The sequence below is a fragment of the Variovorax multivorans genome (assembly GCF_051216835.1).
Lineage (GTDB): Bacteria > Pseudomonadota > Gammaproteobacteria > Burkholderiales > Burkholderiaceae_C > Variovorax.
In genome coordinates this window covers 22,735-48,711 of the sequence record NZ_JBPJZL010000003.1, presented here as the reverse complement: position 1 = coordinate 48,711, position 25,977 = coordinate 22,735, and the positions used below count along the sequence as shown (strand labels likewise).

The window sequence follows — 25,977 nt, the reverse complement described above, 5'->3', positions numbered from 1 at the left end:
TGCCCCCGATTGTCGGGTAGTCAGGCGTACGCAGGCCCGAGGCCACGGCGCAAGCGAGCGCTCGCAAAGTCGACGAAGGTCACCAGTACGAACATCGCGATCAGCACCGTCATCGCCTGCTGCTGCTGGAAGATCGACAGGTGGAAGTACAGCAACTGTCCCAGCCCGCCGCCGCCCACGAAGCCCAGCACGGCCGCCATGCGGATGTTCATCTCCCAGCGGTAGAGCGTATAGGCCACCCACTGCGGCAGCACGATGGGCAGGCTGGCGTAGCTGAAGGCGGTGACGGGGTTGGCGCCCGAGAGCGTCAGTGCGTGCTCGGGTTCACGCGGGGCGTTTTCCAGCGCTTCGGCGAACAGACGGCCCAGCACGCCCGTAGTGTGCAGCGACAGCGCCAGCGCGCCAGCAAACGGGCCGATGCCGGCGGCCAGCACCATCAGCGCGGCCCACACGAGTTCGGGCACGCTGCGCAAGAAGTTCAAGACGAAGCGCGCCACATGGCGCGGCAGCCAGCCGGCGCGGCCCGAGGCCGGCAACGCGAGCACCGCGCCCGCTATGGCCGCCAGCACCGTGCCGAGTGCGGACACGGCAAGCGTCTGCAACGCGCCATTACGGACCTTGGCGAGAAACTCTGGCGACACATCGGGCGGGAAGAACTCGGCAATGAACTTGCCCATGAGTCGGAGCGACTCCGACGAGCCCAGCGCGCGGTAATCGATGCCCAGATAGACAAAGCTCGCAATCACCGCCACACCGATCAGCAGCAGGGCAATGCGGCAGCGCCAGCAGGGCGGCGGGCGTGGGGGCAGCGTCGTTGTCATGCCAGCAGCCTCCGCAACGCATTGCTCAGCAGGTCGGCCAGCAGCACCAGCGCCAGGAACACCAGCAGGATGCTGCTCGCCTCGCCACCGTTGAGCATCTTCATCGACTGGTCCATCAACTGCCCCAGCCCGCCCGCGCCGACGAAGCCCATCACCACCGACGCACGCACCGCGCATTCCCAGCGGTACACAGTGTATGAGGCCAGTTCCTGCGCCGTGTTCGGCAGCAGCCCATAGCAAAGCGCCGCGAGCCGGCCGCTTCCGCTTTCGAGCAGGGCTCGCGCGGGGCGTGTGTCGGTCGATTCGAGGATCTCGGCGTAGACCTTGCCCAGCATGCCGCCGTAAGTGATGGCTAGTGCCAGCACGCCCGCGGCGGGACCGAGCCCGAGCGCGCGCACGAAGAGCAGCGCCCAGACGATTTCGGGAATCGCGCGCAGCACCATCAGCAGCCAGCGCGCGGCCTGCCGCACGATGCCCGCCTGCACGCGACCAGGCCCGGGGCCGATGCGCGAGATGGAGAGCGCGCGCGTCGTCACGAAGCCCAGCGGTGCGCCGATCAGCAACGCCAGCGCGGTGCCGGCCGTGGCCATGGCCAGCGTTTCGAGCGTGGCCTTGAAGAGCAAAGCGAGAAAAGCGGACGAGCCCTCGGGCGGAAAGAAGCCCGCCAGGAAGCCGCCGATGACCGCGAGATTGCTGCCGGCGAACAGCGCCCATGGCTTGAATTCGGACAGCGCCAGCATCGGCCATGCGATGACGAGCGCGGCGATACACGCGGCCAGCCGGCGCGCGGCGTGTGGGTCGCGGTGGGTGATGGCGGTGCTCGTCAAGGGCAGTCCGGCCGATGGAAGGCCGCTTCCATTGCCGCACTTGCAGGCTGCGGCCGCTGCGTTGCGATGCCGCCTTCGCTTGCATAGAGCGCGTCGAGCATCGTGGCCGTTACTTGTGCGGCGGGCAGGTCGAACATCACCTGTCCGTTGCGCATGCCGACGATGCGCGGGAACCAGCGCAGCGCGAGGTCCACCGCATGCAGCGAGGCCATCAGCGTGGCACCCGTCGATTCGCTTTGCGCGACAAGCTGGCCGATGGCGGCGTCGGCCAGCGTGGGGTCGAGCGCGGACACGGGCTCGTCGGCCAGCAGCAGGGCGGGGCGCTGGTACAGGGCCCGCGCGATGCCCACGCGCTGCAGCTGGCCGCCGGAGAGGCGATCGCAGCGGTCGAACAGACGGTCTTCCAGCGACAGGCGCGACAGTACTTCGTGCGCCCCGGCAAAGTCAGAGGGATGAAAGAGCGAGCCCAGCGCGCGCAGCGTAGACCACTCGCCGAGCCGGCCCGCGAGCACGGCGGTAACCACGCGCAGGCGCGGCGCGATAGGCGGCGACTGGTGCACAGTGCCGATGCGGGAGCGCAGTTTCTTCAGCGCCGCGGCCCGCAACTGCCACGGCCTGGCGCCCAGGGCCTGAACCTCGCCTTCCGTGGGCCGCAGCGCCGCGCCAAGCACACGCAGCAGCGTGGTCTTGCCGGCACCCGAGGGCCCGATGACGGCGATGCGTTCGCCATCACGCGCGGCCAGCGTCACCCCCGCCAGCGCTCGCTGGCCGTTGGGGTGCACGACACCCGCGCCTTCCAGCGAAAAACTCATCCGCGCAAACTCACTTGATCAAACCCGCCGACTTCCCCGCCGTCTCGATGCCGTCGTAGTTCGACGACTTGGTCGGAATGAACTTGCTCGCGCGCTGCAGCGCCATGATTTCCTTTTGCGCCGGGTTGGCCGGATCGAGCTTCAGGAACGCGTCGGTCAGCTTCTTGGTGATGGCCGCATCGAGCCCCGGACGCACCGTCCAGTTGTAGTCGTAGTAGGTCGGCGTGGTCGCCAGCACGCGCACCTTGGCGGCGTTGGGGTTCTTCGACTCGACCAGCTTGTCCCACACCGATGCGTTGAGCACACCTGCTTCGGCGCGCGATGCGGCCACGAAGGCCACCGTGGCGTCGTGCGCGCCCGAGAACGCGACCGTCTTGAAGTCTTTCTCGGGGTTGATGCCGGCCTGCAGCAAAAAGTAGCGCGGCATCAGGCTGCCCGAGGTGGACGAGGGCGCGCCGAAGGCGAATGTCTTGCCCTTCAGGTCGGCCAGCGTCTTGGCGGGGCTGTCGATGGGCACGATGAACTTGCTGGTGAACACTTCGTCTTCCGCACGCTGCACGATCGGCACCGCGCCGCCGTTGGTGCGAATGCGCGCCTGCACGAACGTAAAGCCGCCGAGCCACGCCAGGTCGATCTTGTTGGTGGCCAGGCCCTCGACCACGGCGGCGTAGTCGGTCACAGGCGTGAACTGCACGTCCATGCCGGTTTCCTTCTTGAGGTAGTCGCCCAGCGGCGTGAACTTGCGCTGCAGCTCGGTGGGGGCCTCGTCGGGAATGGCCGAGACGCGCAGCACGCCCTGGGCGAGGGCGCCGAAGCTGGCGACGGAAAAGGCCAGCGCGAGCGCCACCTGGGTGAGAGTCTTCTTCATGGATGTGCCTCGAGGACGTGCGGGATAGGAAAGGACGGGATTGTAGAAAGCAGGGCCGCTTCGATAATCAGCCCATGAACCCAACGCTCATGAACCCGCTCGCGCCTTTGCGCCTCACGAGTTTTTCGCATGGTGGCGGCTGCGGCTGCAAGATCGCGCCCGGCGTGCTGTCGCAGATCCTCAAGAACCATGCGGGCGGCATGATCCCGCCCGAGCTCATGGTGGGTATCGAGACCGCCGACGACGCGGCGGTCTACAGGCTCAACGACCAGCAGGCGCTGATCGCGACCACCGACTTCTTCATGCCCATCGTGGACGACCCCTACGAGTTCGGCCGCATCGCCGCGACCAACGCGATCAGCGACGTCTACGCGATGGGCGGGCGGCCGATCATGGCGCTGGCGCTGGTGGCCATGCCGATCAACCAATTGCCGGTCGAAGTCATCGCCGAGATCGTGCGCGGCGGGCAGGACGTGTGCCGCGCAGCCGGCATCCCGATTGCCGGCGGCCACACCATCGATTCGGTCGAACCGATCTACGGGCTCGTCGCCATGGGTCTCGTGCACCCCGACCGCGTGCGGCGCAATGCAGATGCGAAGGCGGGCGACGTGCTGGTGCTGGGCAAGCCGCTGGGCGTTGGCGTGCTGTCGGCCGCGCTCAAGAAAGAACAGCTCTCCGAGACCGGCTATCGCCAGTTGATCGAGAACACGACGAAGCTCAACACGCCCGGCATCGCGCTGTCGGCCCTGGGCGGCGTGCATGCGTTGACCGACGTCACCGGCTTCGGCCTGGCCGGCCACACGCTCGAACTGGCGCGTGGTGCGGGGCTCACGGCGGTGGTCGAATGGTCGAAGGTGCCGTTGCTCGACAACGTGGTGGTGATGGCCGCCGAGGGCATGGTCACCGGTGCCTCGGGGCGCAACTGGGCCGGCTACGGCGCCGACGTGGAGCTGGCCGCCGGCCTGCATGCCACCGTGCAGAACCTGCTGAGCGATCCGCAGACCTCGGGCGGCTTGCTCGTGAGCTGCGCGCCCGAAGCGGTCGATGCGGTGCTGAAGATCTTCCGTGATGAAGGCTTTGGGCAAGCGGCTGTCATCGGCCGTGTCGAGGCGGGAGAGCCCTCGCTGCGCGTGGTGCCCTGACAGAGCGGTCCTATGCCGACTCGTCGAGTGGGCAGTCGCCGTCGCGAGCGGTTCGAGCTTGCGCCGAGAAGCGCAGACGTACATGGGTACGTCGAGCATCGCAGGTGCAAGATCGGACCGCGCAGCAGGCGAATGCCCGCTCGACGGCGGAAGGGGGAAGGAGTCGAACCTTCCCGGCGACGACTGGCGCCACCCACTGGGTTTGAAGCCCAGCCGCCCCACCAGGGACGATCCCCTCCCATGACTCCTGTTGCTCATGGGCTCGCCCTGAACAACGACGTATCGGGCCGCAGCAGGTGCGTGTCCTTCACGCGCCGCGTATAGCCCACACGGTCAAAAAATTCGAGCAACTGGATCGCGCGCTTGCGCCCCAACCCAGTCGCATCGCGAAAACTCGCGGCCTGCAGTCCTTCCGGGCCATCGAGGCAATCACGTGCCATCGCTGCCAGCCGCTCGACAGTCGCCAGCGGATAGTACAAGTCCTTCACCACCTGAAAGACCTCGCCACGCCGCGCGAGGCTCGCGAGCGTCTGCCTCACCATCGGCTCGCTCACCGCACAGTCCTTGGCAAGATCGCGCACCCATGGCGGATCGAAGCCGCCATCGGCCAGGCTGGGCAATAGCTTCTGCGCGAGCTTCTGTTCGGCTTCGCCAAGGCGCGCTGCATGGTCCGGCAGATGCAGCCAGGTGCCGCTGCGCACCAGCGCGCCGCGCGCGACCAGCGCGTCGAGCGCATGGCGCCACAGCGCATCGTCGGTGCGTGGCCCGGCCAGCCGCTTGAGGCGGCGCGCATCGGGTCCGACCTCGTCAGGCGCGGTGCGATGAAAGTCTGCGAGGCGCCCGGTAATCTGCTCTTCGAGCATGTCCAGATGCGTTTGCGCGATGGCCGTGTGCTCGATGCGCACGGCATCGCCGGGCAGCGACAGCGCGGCTTCATCGGCCAGCGAGAGAGCGCGCGCTATTCGCGCGGTGTCGACGCCGAGCGGTGCGTTATGCAGCAGCGCCGCCACGCGCGCGTCGCGGTCGTCGATAGCCCATGCCGCCAGCGTGCGCAGGCGCTCGGGCGTGCGGCGGTAGCGCACCGGTGCGAACGGGTCGAGCACGCGCACACCGGCCACGGTGCGCGTGGCCGAGGCATCGCGCAGCACGCCGCGGTCGCCATGCCATGCGCCGATTGCTTCCCGCAGCACCAGCTGGGCAAAGGCCGTCTCGCCGGGCGCGAGCGCATCGCGGTCGAGCAGCGCGACCGACGCCATCACATCGCTCGCGCCAAGGTGCGCATGCACCGTCGCGCCCGAGCGCAACGGCTTGGCCTCGTCGGGCCACAGCGTGAGCAGCACGTCGATGCGGTCCGTGGCGAGGGCGATGCCCGGTGCGCAGACCCAGTCGCCACGATGCATCTCGTCCTTGGTGACGCCAGCCAATGCCAGTGCGCAGCGTTGGCCCGCATGCGCCGATTCGGTCTTCTGGTTCTGTGCGTGGATACCGCGCACGCGCACCGTGCGGTCGCCGGGCACCACGCTCAGTTCGTCGCCGATGTGCACCGTGCCGCTGAAGACCGTGCCAGTGACCACGGTGCCGACGCCCGACAGCGTAAAAGCGCGATCGACCGCGAGGCGAAACGCCAGGTCGTCTTCGCGCGCACGCTCCTGGCGCGCCACGTCGAGCAGCCGTTCGCGCAGCGCTTCGATGCCTTCGCCGGTCGTCGCCGATACCGCCAGCATGGGCGCCTGCGCGAGTGGCGTGGGCGCAAGCAGCGCGGCAATGTCCGAGCGCACCTCGGCAAGCCGCGCCTCGCGCACGGCCTCGTCAATGCGGTCGATCTTGGTGATAGCCACAGTCGCCTCGCGAACGCCCAGCAGCGCCACCACTGCCAGGTGCTCGCGCGTCTGTGGCATCACGCCGTCATCAGCTGCCACCACCAGCAGTGCATGGTCGATGCCGGTGGCACCGGCCAGCATGGTGTGCAGCAGGCGCTCATGGCCCGGCACGTCGACGAAGCCGAGCGACACGCCATCGGGCACATGCAGGTACGCATAGCCGAGTTCGATGGAAATGCCGCGCCGCTTTTCCTCGGGCAGCCGGTCGGTGTCGACGCCGGTGAGCGCGTGCACCAGCGTGGTCTTGCCGTGGTCGATGTGGCCTGCGGTGCCGATGATCATCGTGGGGGCGTCGTCACATGAAATTGCGGGTGTGCAGCTCGGACAGCCGCTGCGCCTCGTCGCGGTCGAAGCCCAGCCGCGCAAGGCGTGCGCGGCGGCCGGCCGCCATGTCGCGCTGCAGCTGCTGCACGGCCGCGTGGCCGCGCGCGACGGCGGACGGCGACAACTCGCCCGCGGCCAGCAGCACCAGTGCGTCGAACACTTCCTCGTTGAGGCCCGCCGTGCTGGCGAGCGTGTCGTAGCGCACCTCGATGGCGTTGCGCAGCCGCGCCTGATAGTCGGGCTGCACCGAGAGCCGATATTCGAGATGCGCCATGCCGAAGGCGACGTGGCGCGCCTCGTCGCGCGCCGTCAGCCGCGCGATCTGCCGCGTCACCGGGTCGGGCGCGTTCGCCTGCAGGAAGTTGAGCAGGTTCACGAAGCTGCCCTCGCCGAGCACAGCCAGCAGGAAGGTGGCGACGGAAAAATCGGGCGCATCGAACAGCGTGCGCAGCGAGGCCTGCCCGCCGGCCGTCGACAGCGCGGGCTGGTGGCCGCGCAGCGTGGCGCGGCGCGTGAAGACTTCGACGTGACGCGCCTCGTCCGCACATTGCAGCGCGAGCAACTGCAGCACCTCGCGGAAGTGAGGATGAATCTGCCCGAGATGGCGCGCCGGCACCAGCAGCGCGGCGTTCTCGTTCTCGATGAGGTAGGTCATCACCTGCACGACCGCTGCCTCCACGGCGGGTGGCAGATCGAAGGGCGCGTCCCAGTCGATGGCCGTGCCCGGGTCCCATTGGGCTGCTGCGGCCTGCCGGTAGAGCTCGCCCGCCGTCGCGGCCCACACTTCGTCGCGGCGGTGCAGGGCGAAGAAGAAGGGCGGGCTGCCGGCCTCCACTGTGGCGCCGCGCGCCGCCAGGCCCCAGCCGGGCGCGGCGTCTTCGGCGGGCGCGCCGTTGGCGTCGCCTTGCGCGGCGCCGGTCGATTGCGCGCCGAGCCAGCGGCCCTCGGCATGCGGGCCGCGTGTGACCAAAGCCTCTTCCGTTGCCTCGAAGCGCAGCGGATGCCCCTGGCTGCGGCACCACGCTTCCAGGTGCATCCGCCAGTCCGGCGATTGCCCGCGCACGCGCAGCTCGCCGCCCACCGGCCTTTCAGCCAGCGCGCGGCGGATGAGCAGCAGGGCGCCCTGGTCGAGGCCCAGCGACTCAATATCGATAGTCGGGGTTGGTGATGCGGCCATCGCCGTCGTAGAAGTGCTCGTCGTCCACCGCGCGTTCGAGCAGCGCGTAGCCGCTGGTGCGTCCGGCGCGCCATTCGCGCAGGCCTTCGAGTTCGAGCAGCGGGCGCACCTGCGGGTCGTCCCAGCGCATCGCCATCAGCAGCGACACGAAGCGGTCGATCAATGCGGCCGGTGCGCCGGGGCTGGTGGTGAAGTTGCAGTGGTCGTACGCCCCGGTGCGCGCGAGTACGCGCGTGCTGCCCGATGGCAGCGTGCCGTCGAGGCCGAAGGCCAGGTGGTTGCCGTCGATCAGGCAACAGGCGTCGACCTCGCCGGCCATCAGCGCGATGGCCGCGTCGCGCTCGCCGCCGATGTGGTCGCCATGCTTGCCGCCGAGCACATCGAAGTAGCGCACCTGGAAGTCGCGCGACTTCACCATGCCTTCCGTGCGCAGGTGATCGAGCGGGATCAGCGTGGCCTGCGGTGAATCGAGCGCGCCCAGCCCGATGGTCTTGCCGCGCAGATCGGCCAGCGACTGCACCGTGCTGTCGGCACGCACGACGATAGCCGAACGCAGGTCGCAATCGGTGTCGCGCATCGCCACGGCCTGTACCTGCTGGCCACGACTGCGCGCGATGCGCTCGGCGCGCACCCAGGCCAGCGGGGAGTTCCATGCGAGGTGCAGCGTGCCGTCGAACTGCGCCTCGACCTGGCTTTCGTAGTTCGAATACAGCACGTAGTCGAAGGGCAGGCCGTTCTTCGCGAAGAAGGCCTTGAAGCCCTCCCAGATAGTGACGACCTTGGGCGCGTAGGCCACGGCGCCCATGATCAGCGTCGGTTCGGACATGGCGCGGTTCCTCAAAACAGAGGCAAGCCGGTGATGGCCTTGCCGATGAAGTCGTACAGCACGTCGGAGGTCGGCGCCATCACGCTCGATGCGCGCGCATCGCGGAACAGCCGCTCGATGCCGGCTTCCTTGCGGAAGGCCGCGCCGCCGCACACGCGCATGGCGATGTCGGTGACTTCGAGCGCGGCTTCGGCTGCGGCCGCCTTCACTTCGAGCACGCGCAGCATGGTGTCGGGGCGGCCAGCGCCGATGGCGGCCACGGTGTCGTCGAGCAGCGCCTGCACCATGTCGGTCTTGATGCGTGCGCGCGCAAGGTAGGCGCGAATGGTCGGCAGATCAGCCAGCGACGAATCGAGGTGCACGTGCTTCGTCTGGCTCACATGGCCGATGGCACGGCTCAGGGCGCCTTCCATCAGGCCCGTCGAGCAGGCGGCGCTGAGCACCGAGAACCATGGCAGCACCACGCCCATCATGGTGTCGAAGCCCTTGCCGTCTTCGCCGAGCCGGGCGCTGGCCGCGATGCGCACATCCTTCGCGGTGATCGGCGTGGAGGCGTTGCCGCGCAGCCCCAGTCCGTCGAAGCGGCCGGGCTGGCTCAGGCCGTCGGACTTCGCGTCGACCAGCCACAGCGTGCTGGCACCTTCGGCCGCGAGCGGCTTGCTCGACCACACGTAGCTGTCGGCCTCGAAGGCGGACGTAACCCAGCTCTTGCGTGCGTCGAGCACCACGTTCGCTCCATCTGCACGGGCGGTGCCGGTGGGCGCCCAGAAGTGGCTGCGCGAATCCGCTTCCGAAAAGGCCAGCGTGCTCAGGTGCTTGCCCTCGGCAATCGCACGGCGCACGGCCTCGGGGCCTTGCTGTTCGAGCACGGCCGTGGCGCAGTAGTGCATGCACACGACCATCGCGGTGGACGGGCAGGTCTGCGCGATGCGCGACACCACCTGCGCGGCTTCCTTCAGGCCCAGGCCCTGGCCGCCGACCGACGTGGCCGAGACAAGCCCGAGCAGGCCGGCCTGGCCCAGCGCCTGGATCGTCTCTCGTGGAAAGCGTCCCTCGCTGTCGGTGCGCTGGGCCGAGGGCTGCAGCGTTTGCGTTTCGATACCGGCGAGCACTTCGAGGGGATTCATCGCTTTCTCCAGACAGGTGGGTTGAGGGAATCGATCTACCGAAGCCGCTCGCGCAGTGCGCCGAGCTGGGCGGTGAAAGGCGCGCTGTCTTCGAGGCAGCGCAGGTCGAGCAGAAGGCGGTCTTCCGCGATGCGGCCGATTACCGGCAGCGGCAGGCTGCGCAGCGCGGTGGCGAGGGCGTCGAGCGCGGTGCCGAGGCCCTTCTTCGACGTGCCGGCCGGCGCTAGCGCCAGCCCGGCCGAGGGCAGGCGTTCGACCGGCAGCGAGCCGGAGCCGATCTGCCCGAGCAGCGGCACGACTTCGACGGTGAAGCGCGGCGACACCGCCGCCTGCACGGGCGCTTTCAACGCCTCGGCCATCTCGCGGATCGCATCGGCGGGCCGTGTGAGCAGCCGCAGCGTCGGCAGATCTTGCGCGAGCCGCTCCGGCCGCAGGTACAGCGACAACGTGGCTTCGAGCGCCGCCAGCGGCAGCTTGCTCATGCGCAGCGCGCGCTTCATCGGAAACTTGCGGATGCGGCCCACGGCGGCCTTGCTGCCGACGATGAGCCCGGCCTGCGGACCGCCCAGCAGCTTGTCGCCCGAGAAGGTGACCACGTCGCAGCCGGCCGCAAGCATCTCCTGCGGCAGCGGCTCGCGCGGCAGGCCGTAGTGCGCGAGGTCGACCAGCGAGCCGCTGCCCAGGTCGGTCGCCAGCGGCACGCCGCGTGCATGCGCGATGCCGGCGAGCGTGGTTTCGTCGACGGCGGCGGTGAAGCCCTGCACGGCGTAGTTGCTGGTGTGCACCTTCATCACCAGCGCCGTGTGTTCGTTGATGGCGCGCTCGTAGTCCTGCGGATGCGTGCGGTTGGTGGTGCCGACCTCGACCATGCGCGCGCCCGCGCTGGCCATCACGTCGGGCATGCGGAAGGCGCCGCCGATCTCGACCAGCTCGCCGCGCGAGACGATCACTTCGCGATCGCGTGCCAGTGCCGCGATGGTGAGCAGCACGGCGGCCGCGTTGTTGTTGACCACCGTGGCGGCCTCGGCGCCGGTGATGCTGCACAGCAGCTCTTCCACCAGCGAGTCGCGGTCGCCTCGGCTGCCGGTGGTGAGGTCGTATTCGAGGTTGTTGGGCGATGTCATCACCGCGAGCAGCCGCTGCAGTGCCGCGTCGGCCAGCAGCGCGCGGCCGAGGTTGGTGTGGATGACGGTGCCGGTGAGGTTCAGCACGGCGCGCATGCGCGGTGCGAGGCGGGCCTGGATGCGCGCGGCGAGCGCATCGCCAAGTGCGTCGTGCCGCACCTCGGTGACCATCAGCTTGCCGGCCAGGGCCCGCGCGCGAAGCCCTTCGAGCAGGGCCCGTGCTTCCTTCACCACTAGCGTATGGCCATGCTCGGCCAGCAATGCGCCCGGCACGGCGAGGCGCAGCAGTTGATCGACAGAAGGCAGATCCTGGGGCCTTGCCGTCGAGCCGTGGACCACGGACTCTTCGGGCGCTGCCATCAGCCGCCTCCGCCGTCGTCGGGGATCTCGGGGTCGCCGAACAGCAGCATCAGGTTGTGGCCGCTGCGTTGGTGACCGGCTTCGGACACCAGCAGGTCGAGCGTGACGCTGGCGAGGTCGTCTGCGACGGGTTCGACCTCGGGGTCTTTTTCCATCGCGATCTGCTTGAGGTAGTGGCCGCAGCTGTCGCAGCACTCGGCCTTGACAGCGCCTTCGCGCGCGCCGGTGGCTGGCAGTTCCACTCCGGGCTGCGGGGAGAGCGATTCGAAGTGAATGCCCTTGGTGCTTTCGCAGTGCGTGCACTTGATGCGCACGTAGTGCCACTCGGTGCTGCACAGCGAACAGTGCAGGTAGCGAAAGCCCGCTTCGTCGGCGCCGATGCGCGTGATGCTCACGGTGGGCACGCTGCCGCAGCAGGGGCATTCGTTGCCGGGGTCGGTGCGGCCGAAGATGTTTTCGCCGTCGCGTTCGGCCACCTGCAGCACGAGCTGCGTCCAGTAGGCCTGCAGTCCTGCGGCAATCAATGGTGCGGCTGCGAGGTCGAGGCCGAACATGATGCGGCGCGAGAGCCGGTCGGCCTGCTCGTTGATCCACGCATCATCGGTCGCCACCACGCGGTCGAGCGTGTCGCGCGCGGGGCCTTCGGGCAACCGTGCGCGGAAGAGGCCGAGCAGACGGCGAAGCTCCTGCAGCCACACCGGATCGCGCGTCCAGCCGAAAGCGGGCATCGGCGGTTTCAGCACCTTCGATGCGGCTTCGAGCGAATCGGATTCGGGCAACGTGACCGGTGCGTAGTCCTGCAGCACCTGGTGCTGCGCCTGCGCAAGATCGGCGATGAAGATCAGGTACTCCCGCATCGAATGCGAAGCCGCGAGCTGGCGCAGCCGCAATTGCCGGTCGGAGAACACGAGAGACCGAACCGGCAAACGCAGGAACGGCATCTGCCGTCCGGCCTGCATCGCGATCTGTTCGGGATCGAGGATGCGGGTGGTCCGGATCGGCGGTGGGCTGCCGGTGGAACTCGTCATCGGGGCAGTATCACTCACCTCGCGTCATTTTGCGATGCCACAGAGGATGGTTGAGCTTGGCCCATCCCTCCGTGACGGTGCCGCGCGTCATCGCGCGCAGCGTGCCCTTGACCCAGATGGCCGCGTAGATGTGCGTGATGACCGAAAGAATCAGCACCACGGCCGACACCGAATGCACCACCACCGCGATGCGCCGAAGGAGGATCGGGAAGAACCCGACGAACCACGGGCTCCAGAACATGAAGCCCGTCACCAGCAACAGCAGCAGGCTGACACCGAAGGCCCAGAACACCAGCTTCTGCCCCGCGTTGTACTTGCCCACCGGCGGCATGCTCGACTTGTCTCCCTTGAGCATCTTCGGCGCGTTGGCGATCCACTCGCGGTCCCCGCGGTCGAGGATGTTCTCGCGCCACATCGTGAAGAACAGGAACACGAAGCCCAGCACCATCAGAAGGCCCATGAACGGATGCAGGATGCGCGTCCATGGCCCGCCGCCGAACAGCGTGCTCAAAAAGAACAGGCTCGGGTGGAAGAAGGCCAGGCCCGAGAGCGCGGCCGCGAAGAACATGATCGCGACGAACCAGTGGTTCATGCGCGTGGCGTCGCGGTAGCGGCGAAGGTAGTAGCGTGTCATCGCGTTCTCCTCATGCACGGGGCGCGGTGGATGATGCAGGCGGCTCCTCGATCACCACCACGTCGTCGGGCTTGCCGTCGCGGTCGGCATCTGGATGCTCGTCCTTCGGCTCGATCGGGCCGGTCTTCATGTAGTGGAAGAAGCTGCCCACCACGGCGCCGATCATGGCGACCATCGCGAGCGGCTTGGCCACGCCCTTCCACAGCGACACCAGCGGGCTGATGTGCGGGTCTTTGGGCAGGTCGGCATACAGGCCGGGGCGGTCGGCATGCTGCAGCACGTACATCACATGCGTGCCGCCCACGCCGGCCGGGTCGTACACACCGGCGTTGGCAAAGCCGCGCTCCTTCAGGTCGACGATGCGCTCCGAGGCGTACTCGTGCATGTCTTCCTTGGTGCCGAAATGCAGCGCGCCCGTGGGGCAGGCCTTGACGCATGCCGGCTCCAGGCCCACGCCAACTCGGTCGGAGCACAGCGAGCACTTGTAGGCCTTGTTGTCGGCCTTGCTGATGCGCGGTACGTCGAAGGGGCAGCCGGTGACGCAGTTGCCGCAGCCCACGCAGTGCTCGCTGATGAAGTCGACGATGCCGTTGCTGTACTTGACGATGGCACCCGGCGCCGGACACGACTTCAGGCAGCCCGGGTCGTCGCAGTGCATGCAGCCGTCCTTGCGGATCAGCCATTCGAGCTTGCCGGCCTCGGGTTCGACTTCGGAGAACTTCATCACCGTCCATGAGGAAGGCGTGAGGTCGACCGGGTTGTCGTAGGTGCCGTGCATGGTGCCGACCTCATCGCGCAGGTCGTTCCACTGCATGCACGCGACCTGGCAGGCCTTGCAGCCGATGCAGGTCGACACGTCGATCAGCTTGGCCACCTGCTGCACCTGCGGGCGGCTGCGGATGTCGGGCGACGGCGTGGTCGTGGCCGAGCGGGCGGCGATGTCCAGGGTTTGGAGAGAGGACATCAGCGGCTCCGGTTTTCTTCTTGTCCCCTCTCCCTTTGCGGGGAGAGGGTTAGGGTGAGGGAGGCGGCCTTGCAGGCGTCATCGGCCATTCCATCGCCGTCGGCCCTCACCCCAGCCCTCTCCCGCAAGCGGGAGAGGGAGCAAGTCCGGGCGCCGTGGTCATGCATGGTGCTGTGCTTCATGTCATGCCTTCTCGATGTTCACGGTGAACGACTTGTACTCGGGCGTCTGTGTGTTCGCATCGCCCACGAACGGCGTGAGCGTGTTCACCAGATACCCCGGTTTGGCGACGCCGACGAAGCCCCAGTGGTTCGGCAACCCCACCGTGTGCACGGTGCGTCCATCGACCTGCAGCCCGACGATGCGCTTGGTGACCAGTGCTACTGCCTTGATGAAGCCGCGCTTGCTCGACACCTTCACCATGTCGCCATTGGCAATGCCTTTGTCCTTCGCCAGTTCTTCGCCGATCTCGACGAACTGCTGCGGCTGGATGATGGCTGAGGTGCGCACGTTCTTGGTCCAGTAGTGGAAGTGCTCGGTGAGCCGGTAGCTGGTCGCCACGTACGGGAAGTCCTTCGGCACGCCGAGACGCTCGAGGTCGCCCTTGAAGATGCGTGCCGCGGGGTTGGCGCGCGCCTTCTCGTTGTTCGGGTGCATCAGGTTGTTGACCAGCGGCGACTCGAAAGGCTCGTAGTGCTCGGGCAGCGGCCCTTCGGCCATGCCCGTTGGTGCGAAGAGCCGCGCCACGCCTTCGGCCGTCATGATGAAGGGGCGCACCGCGTCGGCTTCCGTCGGGTTCGCGTCGGGCCGGATGTCGGGAACGTCGGCGCCGGTCCACTGCTTGCCGTTCCACGCGATGAGGCCGCGCTTGGCGATCCACGGCTTGCCGGTGGCCGGATCGGTCGAGGCACCGTTGTAAAGGATGCGCCGGTTCGCCGGCCAGGCCCACGCCCAGTTCTGCACCATGCCGATGCCGTACGGGTCGGCGTTGTCGCGCCGGGCCATCTGGTTGCCGGCCTGCGTCCATGCGCCGCTGTAGATCCAGCAGCCGCTGGCGGTGCTGCCGTCGTCGCGCAGCAGGCCGAAGCCCGAGAGCTGCTCGCCGGCCTTGGCTGTTGGCGGCTTGGTCGGGTCCTTCGGGTCGAGCAGGTCGGTCAGCGCGCGGCCGTTGTATTCCATCGCCAGTTCTTGCGCGGAAGGCGAGTGCGGAATCTTGTAGGGCCAGGTGAGGTTGACGATCGGGTCGGGGTACGCGCCGCCGTCCTTCGCGTAGGCCGTGCGAATGCGGTTGAAGATGCCCGCGATGATCTCGATGTCGCCCCTGGCCTCGCCCGGCGGCTCCGCGCCCTTCCAGTGCCATTGCAGCCAGCGGCTGGAGTTGGTGAGCGAGCCGTCTTCCTCCGCGAAGCAGGTGGAAGGCAGGCGGAACACCGTGGTCTGGATGTCGGTGGTCTTGACGTCGTTGAACTCGCCGAAGTTGCGCCAGAACTCGCTGGTCTCGGTCATCAGCGGATCGATGGTGACGAGGAACTTGAGCTTGGACAGCCCGTCGACGATCTTCTTCTTGTCCGGGAACGAGCCCACCGGGTTGAAGCCCTGGCAGATGTAGCCGTTGAGCTTGCCCTGGTTCATGAGCTCGAAGGCCTGCAGGATGTCGTAGAGCTTGTCGATCTTCGGCAGGTAGTGGAAGGCCCACTCGTTCTCGGCCGTGGCCGCGTTGCCCCACCACGCCTTCTGCATGCTGACGAAGAACTTCGGGTAGTTCTGCCAGTAGCTCATCTGGTTGGGGCGCAGCGGTTTCAGCGCGCGGGTCTTGTAGTAGACGTCCAGCGTCTGCTCGCTGTCACGCGCCAGCGACATGTAGCCGGGCAGCGAGTTCGACAGCAGCCCCAGGTCGGTCAGGCCCTGGATGTTGCTGTGGCCGCGCAGCGCGTTCATGCCGCCGCCGGGCACGCCGATGTTGCCCAGCAGCAGCTGCACGATGGCGCCGGTGCGGATCATCTGCGAGCCCTGGCTGTGCTGCGTCCAGCCCAGCGCGTACATGATGGTCATGGTTCGCGTGGAGGTGCTGGTGCTCGCGATGTACTCGCACACCTTCAGGAACTTGTCCTGCGGCGTGCCGGTGATGCGGCTCACCAGCTCGGGCGTGTAGCGCGAGTAGTGCCGCTTCATCACCTGCAGCACGCACTGCGGGTCCTGCATGGTCATGTCGACCTTGGCCATGCCCTGCTCGTCGAGCGCGTAGCCCCACGACTTGGGGTCGTAGTTGCGCTTCTCGGCGTTGTAGCCGCTGAACAGGCCGTCCTCGAACTTGTAGTCAGGCCCGACGATGAACGGCGCGTTGGTGTAGTTGCGCACGTACTCCGTCTGGATCTTGTCGTTGCCCAGCAGGTAGTTGATGACCCCTGCGAGGAACGCGATGTCCGAGCCCGCGCGTATGGGTGCGTAGTAGTCGGCCATGGCGGCCGAGCGCGTGAAGCGCGGGTCGACCACGACAAGGCGCGCCTTGTTCTGCTTCTTGGCCTCGATAACCCACTTGAAGCCGCACGGATGCGCCTCCGCGGCATTGCCGCCCATGATCAGCACGACATCCGCGTTCTGGATGTCCTGCCAATGGTTGGTCATCGCACCGCGTCCGAACGTCGGGGCCAGACTGGCCACCGTAGGTCCGTGTCAAACGCGTGCCTGGTTGTCGAACACCAGCATTCCGGTCGAGCGGAATGCCTTGTGCGTGATGTAGCCCGTTTCGTTGGACGAGGCCGAGGCGCAGAGCATGCCGCTGCTGGTCCAGCGGTTCACGGTCTTGCCCTCGGCGTTGGTGGTCTGGAAGTTGGCGTCGCGGTCAGCCTTGAGCAGCTTGGCGATGCGGTCGAGCGCCTCGTTCCAGCCGATGCGCTTCCATTCGGTGCTGCCGGCTTCGCGTACCTCGGGGTACTTCAGGCGGTTGGGGCTGTGCACGAAGTCGAGCAGTCCCGCGCCCTTGGGGCATAGCGTTCCGCGGTTCACGGGGTGGTCGGCATCGCCCTCGATGTGGAGGATGTCGGACACCACGTTCTTGGCCTTGTCGCCAAGGCTGTACATGATGAGCCCGCAGCCCACCGAGCAGTACGGGCAGGTGTTGCGGGTCTCGGTGGTGCGCGCGAGCTTGAAGTTGCGGGCCTCGGCCAGCGCGGCGGTCGGCGAGAAGCCGAGCGCCACGATGCTGGAGCCGACCAGCCCCGCGCTGCTGACGCGGAAGAATTGCCGGCGGTTCATGTCCATGACGTGACCTCCTGCAGCGGTGAAGTGGGGTGTTTCATCGTGATCTTCTTTTTTTGCCGGGAAACTTGATTGATTGAATGAATCAGGCTGGCCGCGCTACTTGGGCGCCGCAGTGCCGTCGCCACCGCTCGGCGCGGGCGCCGCGCCGCCGGAAGAGCCGCCACCGCCCGGGCCGCTCATGCCGCCGATGGCTGTGCCGCCTTCGGACGGGCCTTTGTGGGAAGCGGAGGATTCGACCTTGTCGCCGGACTCGGCGGGCTTGATGCCCGTCGGACTCGCGCCGGTGGTGCCACTGTCGGCCTTCGGCGTTGGGACCGTGGGAACCTTGGGATCGCAGGCACTCGCCAGCAGGCCTGCGACCAGGCACAGGCTGACGATCTGCAAGCGCTGGCATCGTGGCATCGACACTCCTTGGGGAAGGATGGGTCTGACAACGGGGCTGTTTTTATGGCCTCGTCTGCGCTCACCGGGAGTGCCCGGTTTGCGACAAACGGGATACGTTTGTCGCATCATGCGACAGCATCCTGTCGGGATCAAGGCCCGAAAGGGCGCAATAACCCTTGAATCCAGCCGCGCCCCTGACCGTCGGCTATCGTTCGCGCATGAATGCCTCCCTCCGCCTGGGTTGGCGCACGCTCTGGCGCGACCTGCGCGCCGGCGAACTGCGCCTGTTGATCGTTGCCGTGGTGCTGGCCGTGGCCGCGCTCACGGCTGTCGGCTTCTTCGCCGACCGCCTGCAGGGCGGGCTCAAGCGCGACGCGCGCCAGCTGCTGGGCGGCGACGCGGTGATCGTCAGCGACAACCCGACGCCCGAGGCCTTCGTGGCGCAGGCGAAATCGCTGGGCCTGGAAGGCAGCGGCACCTACGGCTTTCCGACCATGGCGCGAGCCGGGGACGCACAGGGCGGCGCCAGCAAGCTGGTGGCGCTGAAGGCCGTGGCCGCTGGTTACCCACTGCGCGGCAACCTGCAGACCTCCACCACTATCGACGGGCCGGGCGCCGTCACGCGCGACATTCCGCCGCCGGGCGAGGTGTGGGTCGACGCCTCGCTGCTCGACTCGCTCGCGCTCAAGGTCGGCGACACGATGCTGCTGGGCGACACCGGCCTGCGCGTCGGCCGCGTCATCACGCTGGAGCCCGACCGGGGCGCCGGCTTCATGAGCTTCTCTCCGCGCGTGATGCTCAACCAGGCCGACGTACCGCGCACCGGGCTCGTGCAGCCCGCCAGCCGAGTCGGCTATCGCTACGCGGTGGCAGGCAGCGACGCGGCGGTGAAGCGTTTTTCCGACTGGGCCGACGCCACCATCAAGAAGGGCGAGCTGCGCGGTGTGCGGCTCGATTCCTTCGAGGGCGGCCGCCCCGAGATGCGCCAGACGCTGGACCGGGCAGAGAAATTCCTGAGCCTGGTCGCGCTGCTCGCGGCGCTGCTGTCGGCCGTGGCGGTGGCGCTGGCCGCGCGCGGCTTCGCGGCCAGCCATCTCGACGACTGCGCGATGCTGCGGGTGCTGGGCCAGAGCCAGCGCACCATCGCCGTGGCCTATTCCTTCGAGTTCGCGGTGATCGGCATCGTGGCCAGCGGGCTGGGCGTGGCGATCGGCTTCGCGGTGCACTACGTGTTCGTGCTGCTGCTGGCGGGGCTGGTCGAAACCGCGTTGCCGGCGGCCACCTTGTGGCCCGTGGCCTTCGGGCTCGGCATGGGACTCACGCTGCTGTTCGCCTTCGGCCTGCCGCCGGTGCTGCAACTGGCCCGCGTGCCGCCGCTGCGCGTGATCCGGCGCGACGTGGGCGGGCTCAAGCCGGCGTCGCTCGCGGTGCTGGGCGTCGGCGTCGCTGGCTTCGCGGCGCTGCTGATGGCGGCGAGCAGCGACATCAAGCTGGGGCTGATCGCGGTCGGCGGCTTCGCGGGTGCGGTGGCGGTGTTCGCGCTGCTGAGCTGGCTGGCGGTTAAGGTGCTGCGACGCAGCGTCAACGAAACGACGGCGCCGCGCTGGCTGGTGCTGGCCACACGGCAGATTTCGGCGCGGCCGGCGTACGCGGTGGTGCAGGTCAGCGCGCTGTCGGTCGGCCTGCTGGCGCTGGTGCTGCTGGTGCTGCTGCGCACCGACCTCGTCGCGAGCTGGCGCCAGGCCACGCCGCCCGATGCGCCGAACCGCTTCGTCATCAACGTCATGCCCGACCAGAGCGATGCCTTCCAGAAATCGCTGCGCGACGCGGGCGTGGGCAAGTTCGACTGGTACCCGATGATTCGCGGCCGGCTGATCGCCATCAACGACAAGCCCGTGACGCCCGACGACTACGCCGAAGACCGCGCCAAGCGCCTGGTGGACCGCGAGTTCAACCTGAGCAACAGCGTGAATGCGCCCGCGCACAACGCCATCACCGCGGGCAAGTGGACGCCCGATGCGCAGGGCGAGGTGAGCGTGGAAGAGGGCCTGGCCGAGACGCTGGGCCTGAAGCTCGGCGACATGCTGCGCTTCGACATCGGCGGCATGCAGAACGAGGCGCGCATCACCTCGCTGCGCAAGGTCGACTGGGGCTCGATGCACGCCAATTTCTTTGTGATGTACACGGTGGCCTCGCTGGCCGACGTGCCTACCACCTACATGGGCGCCTTCCGCGCGCCCGAGACACGGGGCTTCGACAATGCACTGGTGCGCAGCTACCCGAACGTGACCAACGTCGACATGAGCGCCACCATCAACCAGGTGCAGCGCGTGCTCGACCAAGTGATACGGGCGGTCGAGTTCCTGTTCGGCTTCACGCTCGCGGCCGGTCTGGTGGTGCTGTTTGCGGCGGTGACGGCCACGCGCGAGGAGCGGGCGCGCGAATTCGCGGTGATGCGCGCGGTGGGTGCGCGCGCCAGCCTGCTGCGACAGGTGCAGCGCGCCGAGCTGGTGGGCGTCGGGCTGCTCGCGGGTTTTCTCGCGAGCATCGTGGCTTCGGCGATCGGCTGGGCCCTGGCGCGCTTTGTGTTCGAGTTCACCTGGACTGCCTCGCCGATCGTGCCGGTGGCGGGCGCGCTGGCCGGCGCGGTGCTGGCGCTGGGCGCGGGATGGTGGGGCCTGCGCGATGTGCTGCGGCGCCCGGTGGTCGACACGCTGAGGCGCGCTGCCGAGTAGCCATCTTTTTCTTCAGGGTCGAGCCGAACGGGGTCGTGGAATGCAATACATTCCCCGACCCCGTATTCAATTCACTCGGAAGAATCTTTCTACATGCGCTTGGCGTCATTCCAGATCACCAACTTTCGCTCGATCAACGACAGCGGCCTCATCGACTCCACACAGATCACGGCGATCCTCGGTCGAAATGACAGCGGCAAATCGAACCTGCTGCGCGCACTCCACAGCCTGAACCCCGCAGAGGGCCTGGCCGAACTCAGCCCCATCAAGGACTTTCCCCGCCACCGGCGCCTGGAAGAGTGCACCGGCGACACCCCGGTCGTCTTCACGCGCTGGAGCCTGGACGAGAGCGAGCAGGCCGAGCTCGTCGAGATCCTGCCGCGCGCTGCGGGCGTGCGCCACGTCACCGCGGCCCGCGGCTATGACACGGCACGCTGGGCCGGGCTCGAAGGGCTCACGGCGCTGTCGCTCGACGTGAGCGACATCAAGGGCAAGGTCCGCAAGATCGTGCCGGCCGTGAAGGCCGCCGCCGAAAAAGTCGCCGAGGAAGCAGCGAAGGCCACGCTCGAGCAGGAGGCCGACACCTTCGACGCCGCGATGATCATGAGCCCCGACTACATCAAGTGGTCGGCGGGCGCGGTCAAGGCGGCGCAGGCCCTGCGCAAGGCGTTGGCCGTGGCGGGCGCCGAGCTCAGCGACAAGCAGGAGCAGATGCTGGCCGAGCTGGAAGACATGGCCCTGTCCATCTCCAACGACACGCCCGCGCTCGCCCGCGCGCAGGCCTGGGTGATCGGGAAGCTGCCGCGCTTCGTCTACGTCGACGAATACCCCGCGCTGCCCGGTCGCCAGAACATTGCCGAGTACCTGGGACGCCAGGGCTGGGGCCAGCTCACGCCCGAGCAGCAGAGCTTCGGCAAGCTGTGCAAGGTCGCGGGGCTCGACCCGCAGAAGCTGCACGACCTGCTCGAAAAGAACGACCAGGCCACGCGCAACCAGCTTGTCAACCGTGCCGGCTCGGTGGTGACGGCAGAGATCCGCCGCCTCTGGAAAGACCGCCCGCTGAAAGTGCGCTTCAACCTCGACGGCCAGTACCTCGACACGCTGGTGTCCGACCCGAACGGTGCCTACGAGGTCGAAGTGAACCTCGACGAGCGCAGCCGCGGCTTCCAGTGGTTCTTCTCGTTCTACATCGCGTTCTTCGCCGACACGAAGGGCGGACGCGCGGAAGACGCGGTGCTGCTGCTGGACGAACCCGGCCTGCACCTGCACCCCCACTCGCAGGCCGACCTGCTGGCGCACTTCGAGAAAGACTTCGGCAACCAGATCATCTACACCACGCACTCGCCGTTCATGGTGCCGACGCACCGGCTCGATTCGGTGCGCACGGCCAGCCTCGGCGAGACCAGCGGCACCACCGTGAGCAATGCCGCGGAGGGCGACGAGCGCACGCTGTTCCCGCTGAAAGCTGCACTGGCGCTGAGCCGGATGGCGAGTGAGTCGGTGAAAGTTGAGGCTGTGAAACCCGTGGTGGCCGTGAAGGCAGAGGCGACGAGGCCGGTGGCTGCGGAGGGCGCGAAGCTGGCTAAATCGGCCAAGGCTGCAGAAGCGGTGCCTGCTGTTGCGCCGGCACCCGCGAAGGCGGAGCCTGTGAAGCCAGTGGTTGCGGAGAGCGTGAAGCCTGCTGAAGCGGCGCCGGTCGCCCCAGTAACGATTGCCATGGAGTCGGAACCGGCGAACCCGGCGATCACGGAAAGCCCAAAGCCCGTCGAGACACCTGCCAGCGCCGTGGCCGGGCAAGCAGCCGGTGAACTCACTCAAGCCGCATAACGGCAGCGCTGAGAATCCGCCCGACTCATGCGGTGCTGACCTTGCGCCGCATGAGTGGGCTTTTCAGGTCTCTTTACGCATCTTCTTTTTCCAGCTCGGCGAACACGTCGATCGCGGACCGGAAGTGGCCTTGCTCGATCTCACGGTTGCCGAGTACGAGAACCTTGAGAAGAGCGAGTGCATCCTCGTGTTCCTCATGGGTTCGGGCGTCCGTCAACGTGAGTTTGGCGTCGCCGTTCTGGGCAATGGGCAGGCACTCGCGGGTTTCGAAAAAGGCCTTCTTCACGATGTCTTCGATGTGATCCTTTGATCGGCCTCATTCTGGGCCGAATTCAGCCTGACCTCGTCGCCATGAATCCAGCGATGTCCTTCTCCCTGAACATCCGCTCCCCCGCAAAGTCCACAAACGCCCGCACCTTCGGCGACAACTGCCGGCTCGACGGCCACAGCGCCGAGAACTGCCCCTGCCGCACGAGGTGCGTGGCCAGTACGCGCTGAAGCTCGCCGCGGCACAGCGAATCGCGCGCGAGGAAGTCGGGCATGTAGGCCACGCCGAGGCCGGCCACTGCCGCGCCCAGCATGGCTTCCATGTTGTTGCACAGCAGGCCGGGCGGCAGCTGCGTGGGCAGGCCGGGCAGGTCCCATTCCTCGACCTTGCCGCCGGTCACGAACTTGTAGCGCAGGCAGGCGTGCTGTATCAGGTCGGCCGGCACCTGCGGCACGCCGTGGCGTTCGAGATAAGCCGGTGACGCCACCAGCACGAACTGGAACGGGCCCAGCCGCCGCGCGACCAATTGCGAGTCGACCAGATCGCCGCTGCGGATCGCCACATCGACGCCTTCGGCGATCACGTCGACCAGCCGGTCGTTGAAGTCGAGGTCGAGCTCGATCTCGGGGTAGCGCGCCTTGAAGTCCGGAAGGATCGGCAGCAGGAAGCGGTAGCCGATGGTCGGCAGGCTCACGCGCAAGCGGCCGCGCGGGGCGGCGACGGCGTCTTGCATCATGGCGCGCGCATCGTCCAGCTCGTCGAGGATGCGGCGGCAGCGCTCGTGGAAGAGCGCGCCCTCCTGCGTCAGCCGTGTGTGGCGCGTGGTGCGGTTGAAGAGGCGCACGCCGAGCTGCTGCTCGAGCCGTGCGACGTTCTTGCCCACCGCAGAGGCCGAGATGCCCAACTGCCGGCCGGCCTTGGCAAAGCTCAGCAGGTCGGCCGCGCGCACGAAGGATTCGAGTCCGCTGAAGCTGTCCATGGATTGGCAACCCTAGGTTGGGAGTATGAGGATCAATGGTGCCATTTTCATTCCATTGATTCCTTTCTATCTTCTGTGGCTTCCTTTCTCCTGCGTGAAAGCCTTCGATGTCCACGTCTTCCCTCAACAAGAACTGGCTGCTGGCCGCCGTCTGCCTGGCGGCGCTGGGCATGCCGCTGAGCTTTACCGGCCCGGCGGTGGTGCTGCCCGCGATCCGCGATGCGCTGGGCGGCAGCCCGGTGCAGCTCAACTGGGTGACCAACGCTTTCATGCTGAGCTTCGGCGCCACGCTGATGGCGGCCGGGGCGCTGGCCGATGCCTATGGGCGCAAGCGCGTGTTCCTGCTGGGGCTCGCGGTGGTGGCGCTGAGCAGCTCGCTGCTGACGCTGGCCCCCGGCATCGTCGCCTTCGATCTCGCTCGGGCTCTGCAAGGGCTGGGTTCTGCCGCGGCCTTCGCGGCGGGCACGGCCGCGCTGGCGCAGGTGTTCGACGGCGCGGCGCGCACGCGGGCGTTCAGCCTGATCGGCACTTCGTTTGGCGTGGGGCTGTCGTGCGGCTCCATCCTCTCGGGCTGGCTTGCCGAAAGCTTCGGCTGGCAGGCGGTGATGTTGAGCCCCGGCGCGGTCAGCCTCGTGGCGCTGTGCATCGCCGCGCCGAGCATGCGCGAGTCGCGCAATCCGGACGCCATGGGGCTCGACATGCCGGGCACCGTTACTTTCACCGCCGCGCTGAGCCTGCTGACGCTCGGCGTGCTGCAGGCACCCGACAGCGGCTGGGGCAGCCCGTGGGTGCTTTGCGCGCTGGCGGGCGCGGCGCTGATGGGGGCGGCCTTCATCGCCATCGAGCGGCGCGTGGCGCATCCGATGCTCGACCTGTCGCTGTTCCGCTTTCCGCGCTTCGTGGGCGTGCAACTGTTGGCTGCCGCGCCGGCCTATGGCTTCGTCGTGCTTCTGGTGCTGTTGCCGATCCGCTTCATCGGGCTGGAGGGGCGCAGCGCGATCGAGGCGGGGACTTTCATGTTCGCGCTCTCGGGGCCGATCCTCATCGTGCCGACGCTGGCGGCATCGCTCGCGCACCGGTTCTCGGCGGGCGTGATCTCTGCCGTGGGGCTGCTGGTGTGCGCGGCGGGGCTGTTCTGGCTCAGCCGCTGTGCGCCGGGCACGCCGCTGCACGACATCGTGTGGCCGCTGCTGCTGATCGGCGCGGGCATCGGACTGCCGTGGGGCCTGATGGACGGGCTGGCCGTGAGCGTGGTGCCGCGCGAGCGGGCGGGCATGGCCTCGGGCATCTTCAACACCGTGCGGGTGGCCGGGGAGGGGATCGCGCTGGCGTTGGTCGGAGCTGGATTGACGGCGCTGGTGACGGTGCAGCTGGGGCATGCCGCCGCCGCATCGCAGGCGGCGCAGCGTGTCACGACCGGGGATTTGTCTCAGGCGCTGGCCTTGCTGCCAGGACTGGACCGCGCGGCGCTGCTGCATGCCTATGGCGCCGCATTCGGCACGCTGCTGTGCGTGCTGGCAGGCGTGACGGTGATGACGGCGCTCGTCGTGTTCGCGTTCCTGCGCGGCGAGACGCATGCCGAGGCAGGGGCCGTGGCGCTGGAGTCAACGACCTGCTGACTCAGGCCTTTTCGGCGATCTCGAATATGTCGCGCAGCCATTGCGTGAACACTCGCACCCGCGACGACAACTGCCGGTTCTGCGCATAGAGCACCGAGACCGGCATCGGCGGCGGCGCGAAGCCGGGCAGCAGCACCTTCAGTCGCCCGTCCGCCAGCTCCGCGGCCACACGGTAGCGCGGCACTTGCACCAGCCCCAGGCCCGCGACGGCCGAGCCGGTGTACAGGTCGGCGCCCGTCACCGAGACGATGCCGCCCAGCTGCACGGTCGTCACCCGCCCGTCGACCGTGAATTCGAGCGGCACTGCCTTGCCCGTGGCGCTGGAGATGTAGTGGATGGCGCGGTGCTGTGAAAGCGCTTCCGGGCTTTCGGGCTCGCCATGCTGCGCCAGATAGGCCGGGCTCGCGACCGTGACCTGCGGCAGCAGCGCCACGCGCCGCCCGACCATCGACGAATCTTGCAGCGTGCCCGCGCGCAGCACGCAGTCGACGCCTTCGCGCACCAGGTCGACCAGCCGGTCGTCTTCGCCGATGTGCAGTTCCAAGTCAGGGTAGCGCGCCAGGAAAACCGGCAGCGCGGGCACCACGAAATGCCGTGCCAGCGTGCCCTGCAGGTTCACGCGCAGCAGGCCCTTGGGCGCCTCGTCGCGGAACAGGCCCTCGGCCTCTTCCACGTCGGCCAGCAGCCGCACGCAGCGGCGGTAGTAGGCCTCGCCGTCCTGCGTGAGGCGCACGGTGCGGGTGGTGCGCTCCAGCAGCCGGGTGCCCAGGCGCTGCTCCACGCGCTTGATCAGGTTGGTGACGGTGGCGCGTGGAATCTGCAGGTCTTCGGACGCCTGCGTGAAGCTCTGGCGCTCGGCGATGCGCACGAAGGCCAGCATTTCCTGGAAGCGGTCCATGGCCGGGCTCGGGATCTATTGTTGAAGTAAATGGAATGGTAATGGCGATTGGAGGCTAATTATCTTTGGATCGGAACGATCGAAGATTCGTC

General features: G+C 67.9%; 21 protein-coding genes and 1 tRNA gene. 5 read left to right on the top strand and 17 right to left on the bottom strand.

The window, feature by feature from the left end; all coding sequences use genetic code 11:
- Positions 1-20: 20 nt before the first annotated feature.
- The 4 genes from phnE to ACSFCA_RS07145 are packed head-to-tail and all read right to left on the bottom strand — an operon-like array spanning position 21 to position 3,328.
- Positions 21-821 carry a phosphonate ABC transporter, permease protein PhnE gene (phnE, locus tag ACSFCA_RS07160; protein ID WP_435459392.1) on the bottom strand — a complete coding sequence of 267 codons (801 nt, stop codon included), beginning with the start codon at positions 819-821 and terminating at the stop codon, positions 21-23.
- Positions 818-1,648: a PhnE/PtxC family ABC transporter permease gene (locus ACSFCA_RS07155; RefSeq protein WP_435459393.1), complete on the bottom strand. Its 831-nt coding sequence runs from the start codon at positions 1,646-1,648 to the stop codon at positions 818-820. The genes phnE and ACSFCA_RS07155 overlap by 4 nt, the downstream gene beginning before the upstream one ends.
- Positions 1,645-2,460, bottom strand: a complete 816-nt coding sequence (locus tag ACSFCA_RS07150) for a phosphonate ABC transporter ATP-binding protein (RefSeq protein ID WP_435459394.1) — start codon at positions 2,458-2,460, stop codon at positions 1,645-1,647. The genes ACSFCA_RS07155 and ACSFCA_RS07150 overlap by 4 nt, the downstream gene beginning before the upstream one ends.
- A gap of 10 nt (positions 2,461-2,470) precedes the next feature.
- The gene (locus ACSFCA_RS07145; protein WP_435459395.1) at positions 2,471-3,328 is read right to left on the bottom strand and encodes a putative selenate ABC transporter substrate-binding protein; all 858 of its coding nucleotides are present in this window, start codon (positions 3,326-3,328) and stop codon (positions 2,471-2,473) included.
- Between the two features lie 74 nt (positions 3,329-3,402).
- On the opposite strand from ACSFCA_RS07145, the gene selD reads away from it, so the two are divergent.
- On the top strand, positions 3,403-4,470 hold the full coding sequence (gene selD / locus ACSFCA_RS07140) for a selenide, water dikinase SelD (protein WP_258353309.1): 1,068 nt from the start codon (positions 3,403-3,405) through the stop codon (positions 4,468-4,470).
- 147 nt (positions 4,471-4,617) lie between these two features.
- On the opposite strand, the gene ACSFCA_RS07135 is transcribed toward selD, so the two are convergent.
- From ACSFCA_RS07135 to ACSFCA_RS07085, 11 genes are all read right to left on the bottom strand, one after another.
- Positions 4,618-4,710 (bottom strand) — tRNA-Sec (locus ACSFCA_RS07135).
- Positions 4,711-4,724: 14 nt separating this feature from the next.
- Positions 4,725-6,632, bottom strand: a complete 1,908-nt coding sequence (gene selB / locus ACSFCA_RS07130) for a selenocysteine-specific translation elongation factor (protein WP_435459396.1) — start codon at positions 6,630-6,632, stop codon at positions 4,725-4,727.
- 13 nt (positions 6,633-6,645) lie between these two features.
- On the bottom strand, positions 6,646-7,851 hold the full coding sequence (locus tag ACSFCA_RS07125; RefSeq protein ID WP_435459397.1) for a ferritin-like domain-containing protein: 1,206 nt from the start codon (positions 7,849-7,851) through the stop codon (positions 6,646-6,648).
- Positions 7,817-8,677: a phosphate/phosphite/phosphonate ABC transporter substrate-binding protein gene (locus ACSFCA_RS07120; protein ID WP_435459398.1), complete on the bottom strand. Its 861-nt coding sequence runs from the start codon at positions 8,675-8,677 to the stop codon at positions 7,817-7,819. Before ACSFCA_RS07120 ends, ACSFCA_RS07125 begins: the two co-directional genes overlap by 35 nt.
- An 11-nt stretch (positions 8,678-8,688) precedes the next feature.
- Positions 8,689-9,804, bottom strand: a complete 1,116-nt coding sequence (locus ACSFCA_RS07115) for an acyl-CoA dehydrogenase family protein (protein WP_258353313.1) — start codon at positions 9,802-9,804, stop codon at positions 8,689-8,691.
- Between the two features lie 35 nt (positions 9,805-9,839).
- On the bottom strand, positions 9,840-11,288 hold the full coding sequence (gene selA, locus ACSFCA_RS07110) for an L-seryl-tRNA(Sec) selenium transferase (RefSeq protein ID WP_435459399.1): 1,449 nt from the start codon (positions 11,286-11,288) through the stop codon (positions 9,840-9,842).
- Positions 11,288-12,316 carry a formate dehydrogenase accessory protein FdhE gene (fdhE, locus tag ACSFCA_RS07105; RefSeq protein WP_435459400.1) on the bottom strand — a complete coding sequence of 343 codons (1,029 nt, stop codon included), beginning with the start codon at positions 12,314-12,316 and terminating at the stop codon, positions 11,288-11,290. Before fdhE ends, selA begins: the two co-directional genes overlap by 1 nt.
- A gap of 10 nt (positions 12,317-12,326) precedes the next feature.
- Positions 12,327-12,950 carry a formate dehydrogenase subunit gamma gene (locus ACSFCA_RS07100; protein ID WP_435459401.1) on the bottom strand — a complete coding sequence of 208 codons (624 nt, stop codon included), beginning with the start codon at positions 12,948-12,950 and terminating at the stop codon, positions 12,327-12,329.
- Positions 12,951-12,960: 10 nt separating this feature from the next.
- The gene (fdxH, locus tag ACSFCA_RS07095; RefSeq protein ID WP_435459402.1) at positions 12,961-13,914 is read right to left on the bottom strand and encodes a formate dehydrogenase subunit beta; all 954 of its coding nucleotides are present in this window, start codon (positions 13,912-13,914) and stop codon (positions 12,961-12,963) included.
- Between the two features lie 183 nt (positions 13,915-14,097).
- On the bottom strand, positions 14,098-17,175 hold the full coding sequence (fdnG, locus tag ACSFCA_RS07090) for a formate dehydrogenase-N subunit alpha (protein WP_143047794.1): 3,078 nt from the start codon (positions 17,173-17,175) through the stop codon (positions 14,098-14,100).
- 96 nt (positions 17,176-17,271) lie between these two features.
- The gene (locus tag ACSFCA_RS07085; RefSeq protein ID WP_435459403.1) at positions 17,272-17,577 is read right to left on the bottom strand and encodes a hypothetical protein; all 306 of its coding nucleotides are present in this window, start codon (positions 17,575-17,577) and stop codon (positions 17,272-17,274) included.
- Positions 17,578-17,777: 200 nt separating this feature from the next.
- On the opposite strand from ACSFCA_RS07085, the gene ACSFCA_RS07080 reads away from it, so the two are divergent.
- The 3 genes from ACSFCA_RS07080 to ACSFCA_RS07070 all read left to right on the top strand — a co-directional run bounded on the left by ACSFCA_RS07080 (position 17,778) and on the right by ACSFCA_RS07070 (position 22,431).
- Entirely contained in the window at positions 17,778-20,294 is a 2,517-nt protein-coding gene (locus tag ACSFCA_RS07080) for an ABC transporter permease (RefSeq protein ID WP_435459404.1), read from the top strand.
- 93 nt (positions 20,295-20,387) lie between these two features.
- Positions 20,388-22,121: an ATP-dependent nuclease gene (locus ACSFCA_RS07075; protein ID WP_435459405.1), complete on the top strand. Its 1,734-nt coding sequence runs from the start codon at positions 20,388-20,390 to the stop codon at positions 22,119-22,121.
- Positions 22,099-22,431, top strand: coding sequence for a hypothetical protein (locus ACSFCA_RS07070; RefSeq protein WP_258353322.1), 333 nt, complete (start codon positions 22,099-22,101; stop codon positions 22,429-22,431). The genes ACSFCA_RS07075 and ACSFCA_RS07070 overlap by 23 nt, the downstream gene beginning before the upstream one ends.
- Before the next feature lie 22 nt (positions 22,432-22,453).
- On the opposite strand, the gene ACSFCA_RS07065 is transcribed toward ACSFCA_RS07070, so the two are convergent.
- A complete protein-coding gene (locus ACSFCA_RS07065; protein WP_435459406.1) occupies positions 22,454-23,368 on the bottom strand; it encodes a LysR family transcriptional regulator in 915 nt (304 codons plus the stop codon).
- A 107-nt stretch (positions 23,369-23,475) separates the two neighbouring features.
- Between ACSFCA_RS07065 and ACSFCA_RS07060 the strand changes: the two genes are divergently transcribed.
- A complete protein-coding gene (locus ACSFCA_RS07060; RefSeq protein WP_435459407.1) occupies positions 23,476-24,987 on the top strand; it encodes an MFS transporter in 1,512 nt (503 codons plus the stop codon).
- Position 24,988: 1 nt separating this feature from the next.
- Here the strand turns inward: ACSFCA_RS07060 and ACSFCA_RS07055 are convergent, their stop codons facing one another.
- Positions 24,989-25,885, bottom strand: a complete 897-nt coding sequence (locus ACSFCA_RS07055) for a LysR family transcriptional regulator (RefSeq protein ID WP_435459408.1) — start codon at positions 25,883-25,885, stop codon at positions 24,989-24,991.
- Between the last annotated feature and the right edge of the window lie 92 nt (positions 25,886-25,977).

Bases quoted from the DNA above. Each gene is read 5' to 3' on its own strand.
- ACSFCA_RS07085 (WP_435459403.1), bottom strand. From the start codon at position 17,577: ATGCCACGATGCCAGCGCTTGCAGATCGTCAGCCTGTGCCTGGTCGCA.
- ACSFCA_RS07075 (WP_435459405.1), top strand. From the start codon at position 20,388: ATGCGCTTGGCGTCATTCCAGATCACCAACTTTCGCTCGATCAACGAC.
- ACSFCA_RS07060 (WP_435459407.1), top strand. From the start codon at position 23,476: ATGTCCACGTCTTCCCTCAACAAGAACTGGCTGCTGGCCGCCGTCTGC.
- fdhE (WP_435459400.1), bottom strand. From the start codon at position 12,316: ATGACGAGTTCCACCGGCAGCCCACCGCCGATCCGGACCACCCGCATC.
- selD (WP_258353309.1), top strand. From the start codon at position 3,403: ATGAACCCAACGCTCATGAACCCGCTCGCGCCTTTGCGCCTCACGAGT.
- ACSFCA_RS07055 (WP_435459408.1), bottom strand. From the start codon at position 25,885: ATGGACCGCTTCCAGGAAATGCTGGCCTTCGTGCGCATCGCCGAGCGC.
- selA (WP_435459399.1), bottom strand. From the start codon at position 11,288: ATGGCAGCGCCCGAAGAGTCCGTGGTCCACGGCTCGACGGCAAGGCCC.
- phnE (WP_435459392.1), bottom strand. From the start codon at position 821: ATGACAACGACGCTGCCCCCACGCCCGCCGCCCTGCTGGCGCTGCCGC.
- selB (WP_435459396.1), bottom strand. From the start codon at position 6,632: ATGATCATCGGCACCGCAGGCCACATCGACCACGGCAAGACCACGCTG.
- ACSFCA_RS07120 (WP_435459398.1), bottom strand. From the start codon at position 8,677: ATGTCCGAACCGACGCTGATCATGGGCGCCGTGGCCTACGCGCCCAAG.
- ACSFCA_RS07145 (WP_435459395.1), bottom strand. From the start codon at position 3,328: ATGAAGAAGACTCTCACCCAGGTGGCGCTCGCGCTGGCCTTTTCCGTC.
- ACSFCA_RS07150 (WP_435459394.1), bottom strand. From the start codon at position 2,460: ATGAGTTTTTCGCTGGAAGGCGCGGGTGTCGTGCACCCCAACGGCCAG.
- ACSFCA_RS07115 (WP_258353313.1), bottom strand. From the start codon at position 9,804: ATGAATCCCCTCGAAGTGCTCGCCGGTATCGAAACGCAAACGCTGCAG.
- fdxH (WP_435459402.1), bottom strand. From the start codon at position 13,914: ATGTCCTCTCTCCAAACCCTGGACATCGCCGCCCGCTCGGCCACGACC.
- ACSFCA_RS07065 (WP_435459406.1), bottom strand. From the start codon at position 23,368: ATGGACAGCTTCAGCGGACTCGAATCCTTCGTGCGCGCGGCCGACCTG.
- ACSFCA_RS07100 (WP_435459401.1), bottom strand. From the start codon at position 12,950: ATGACACGCTACTACCTTCGCCGCTACCGCGACGCCACGCGCATGAAC.
- ACSFCA_RS07125 (WP_435459397.1), bottom strand. From the start codon at position 7,851: ATGGCCGCATCACCAACCCCGACTATCGATATTGAGTCGCTGGGCCTC.
- ACSFCA_RS07080 (WP_435459404.1), top strand. From the start codon at position 17,778: ATGAATGCCTCCCTCCGCCTGGGTTGGCGCACGCTCTGGCGCGACCTG.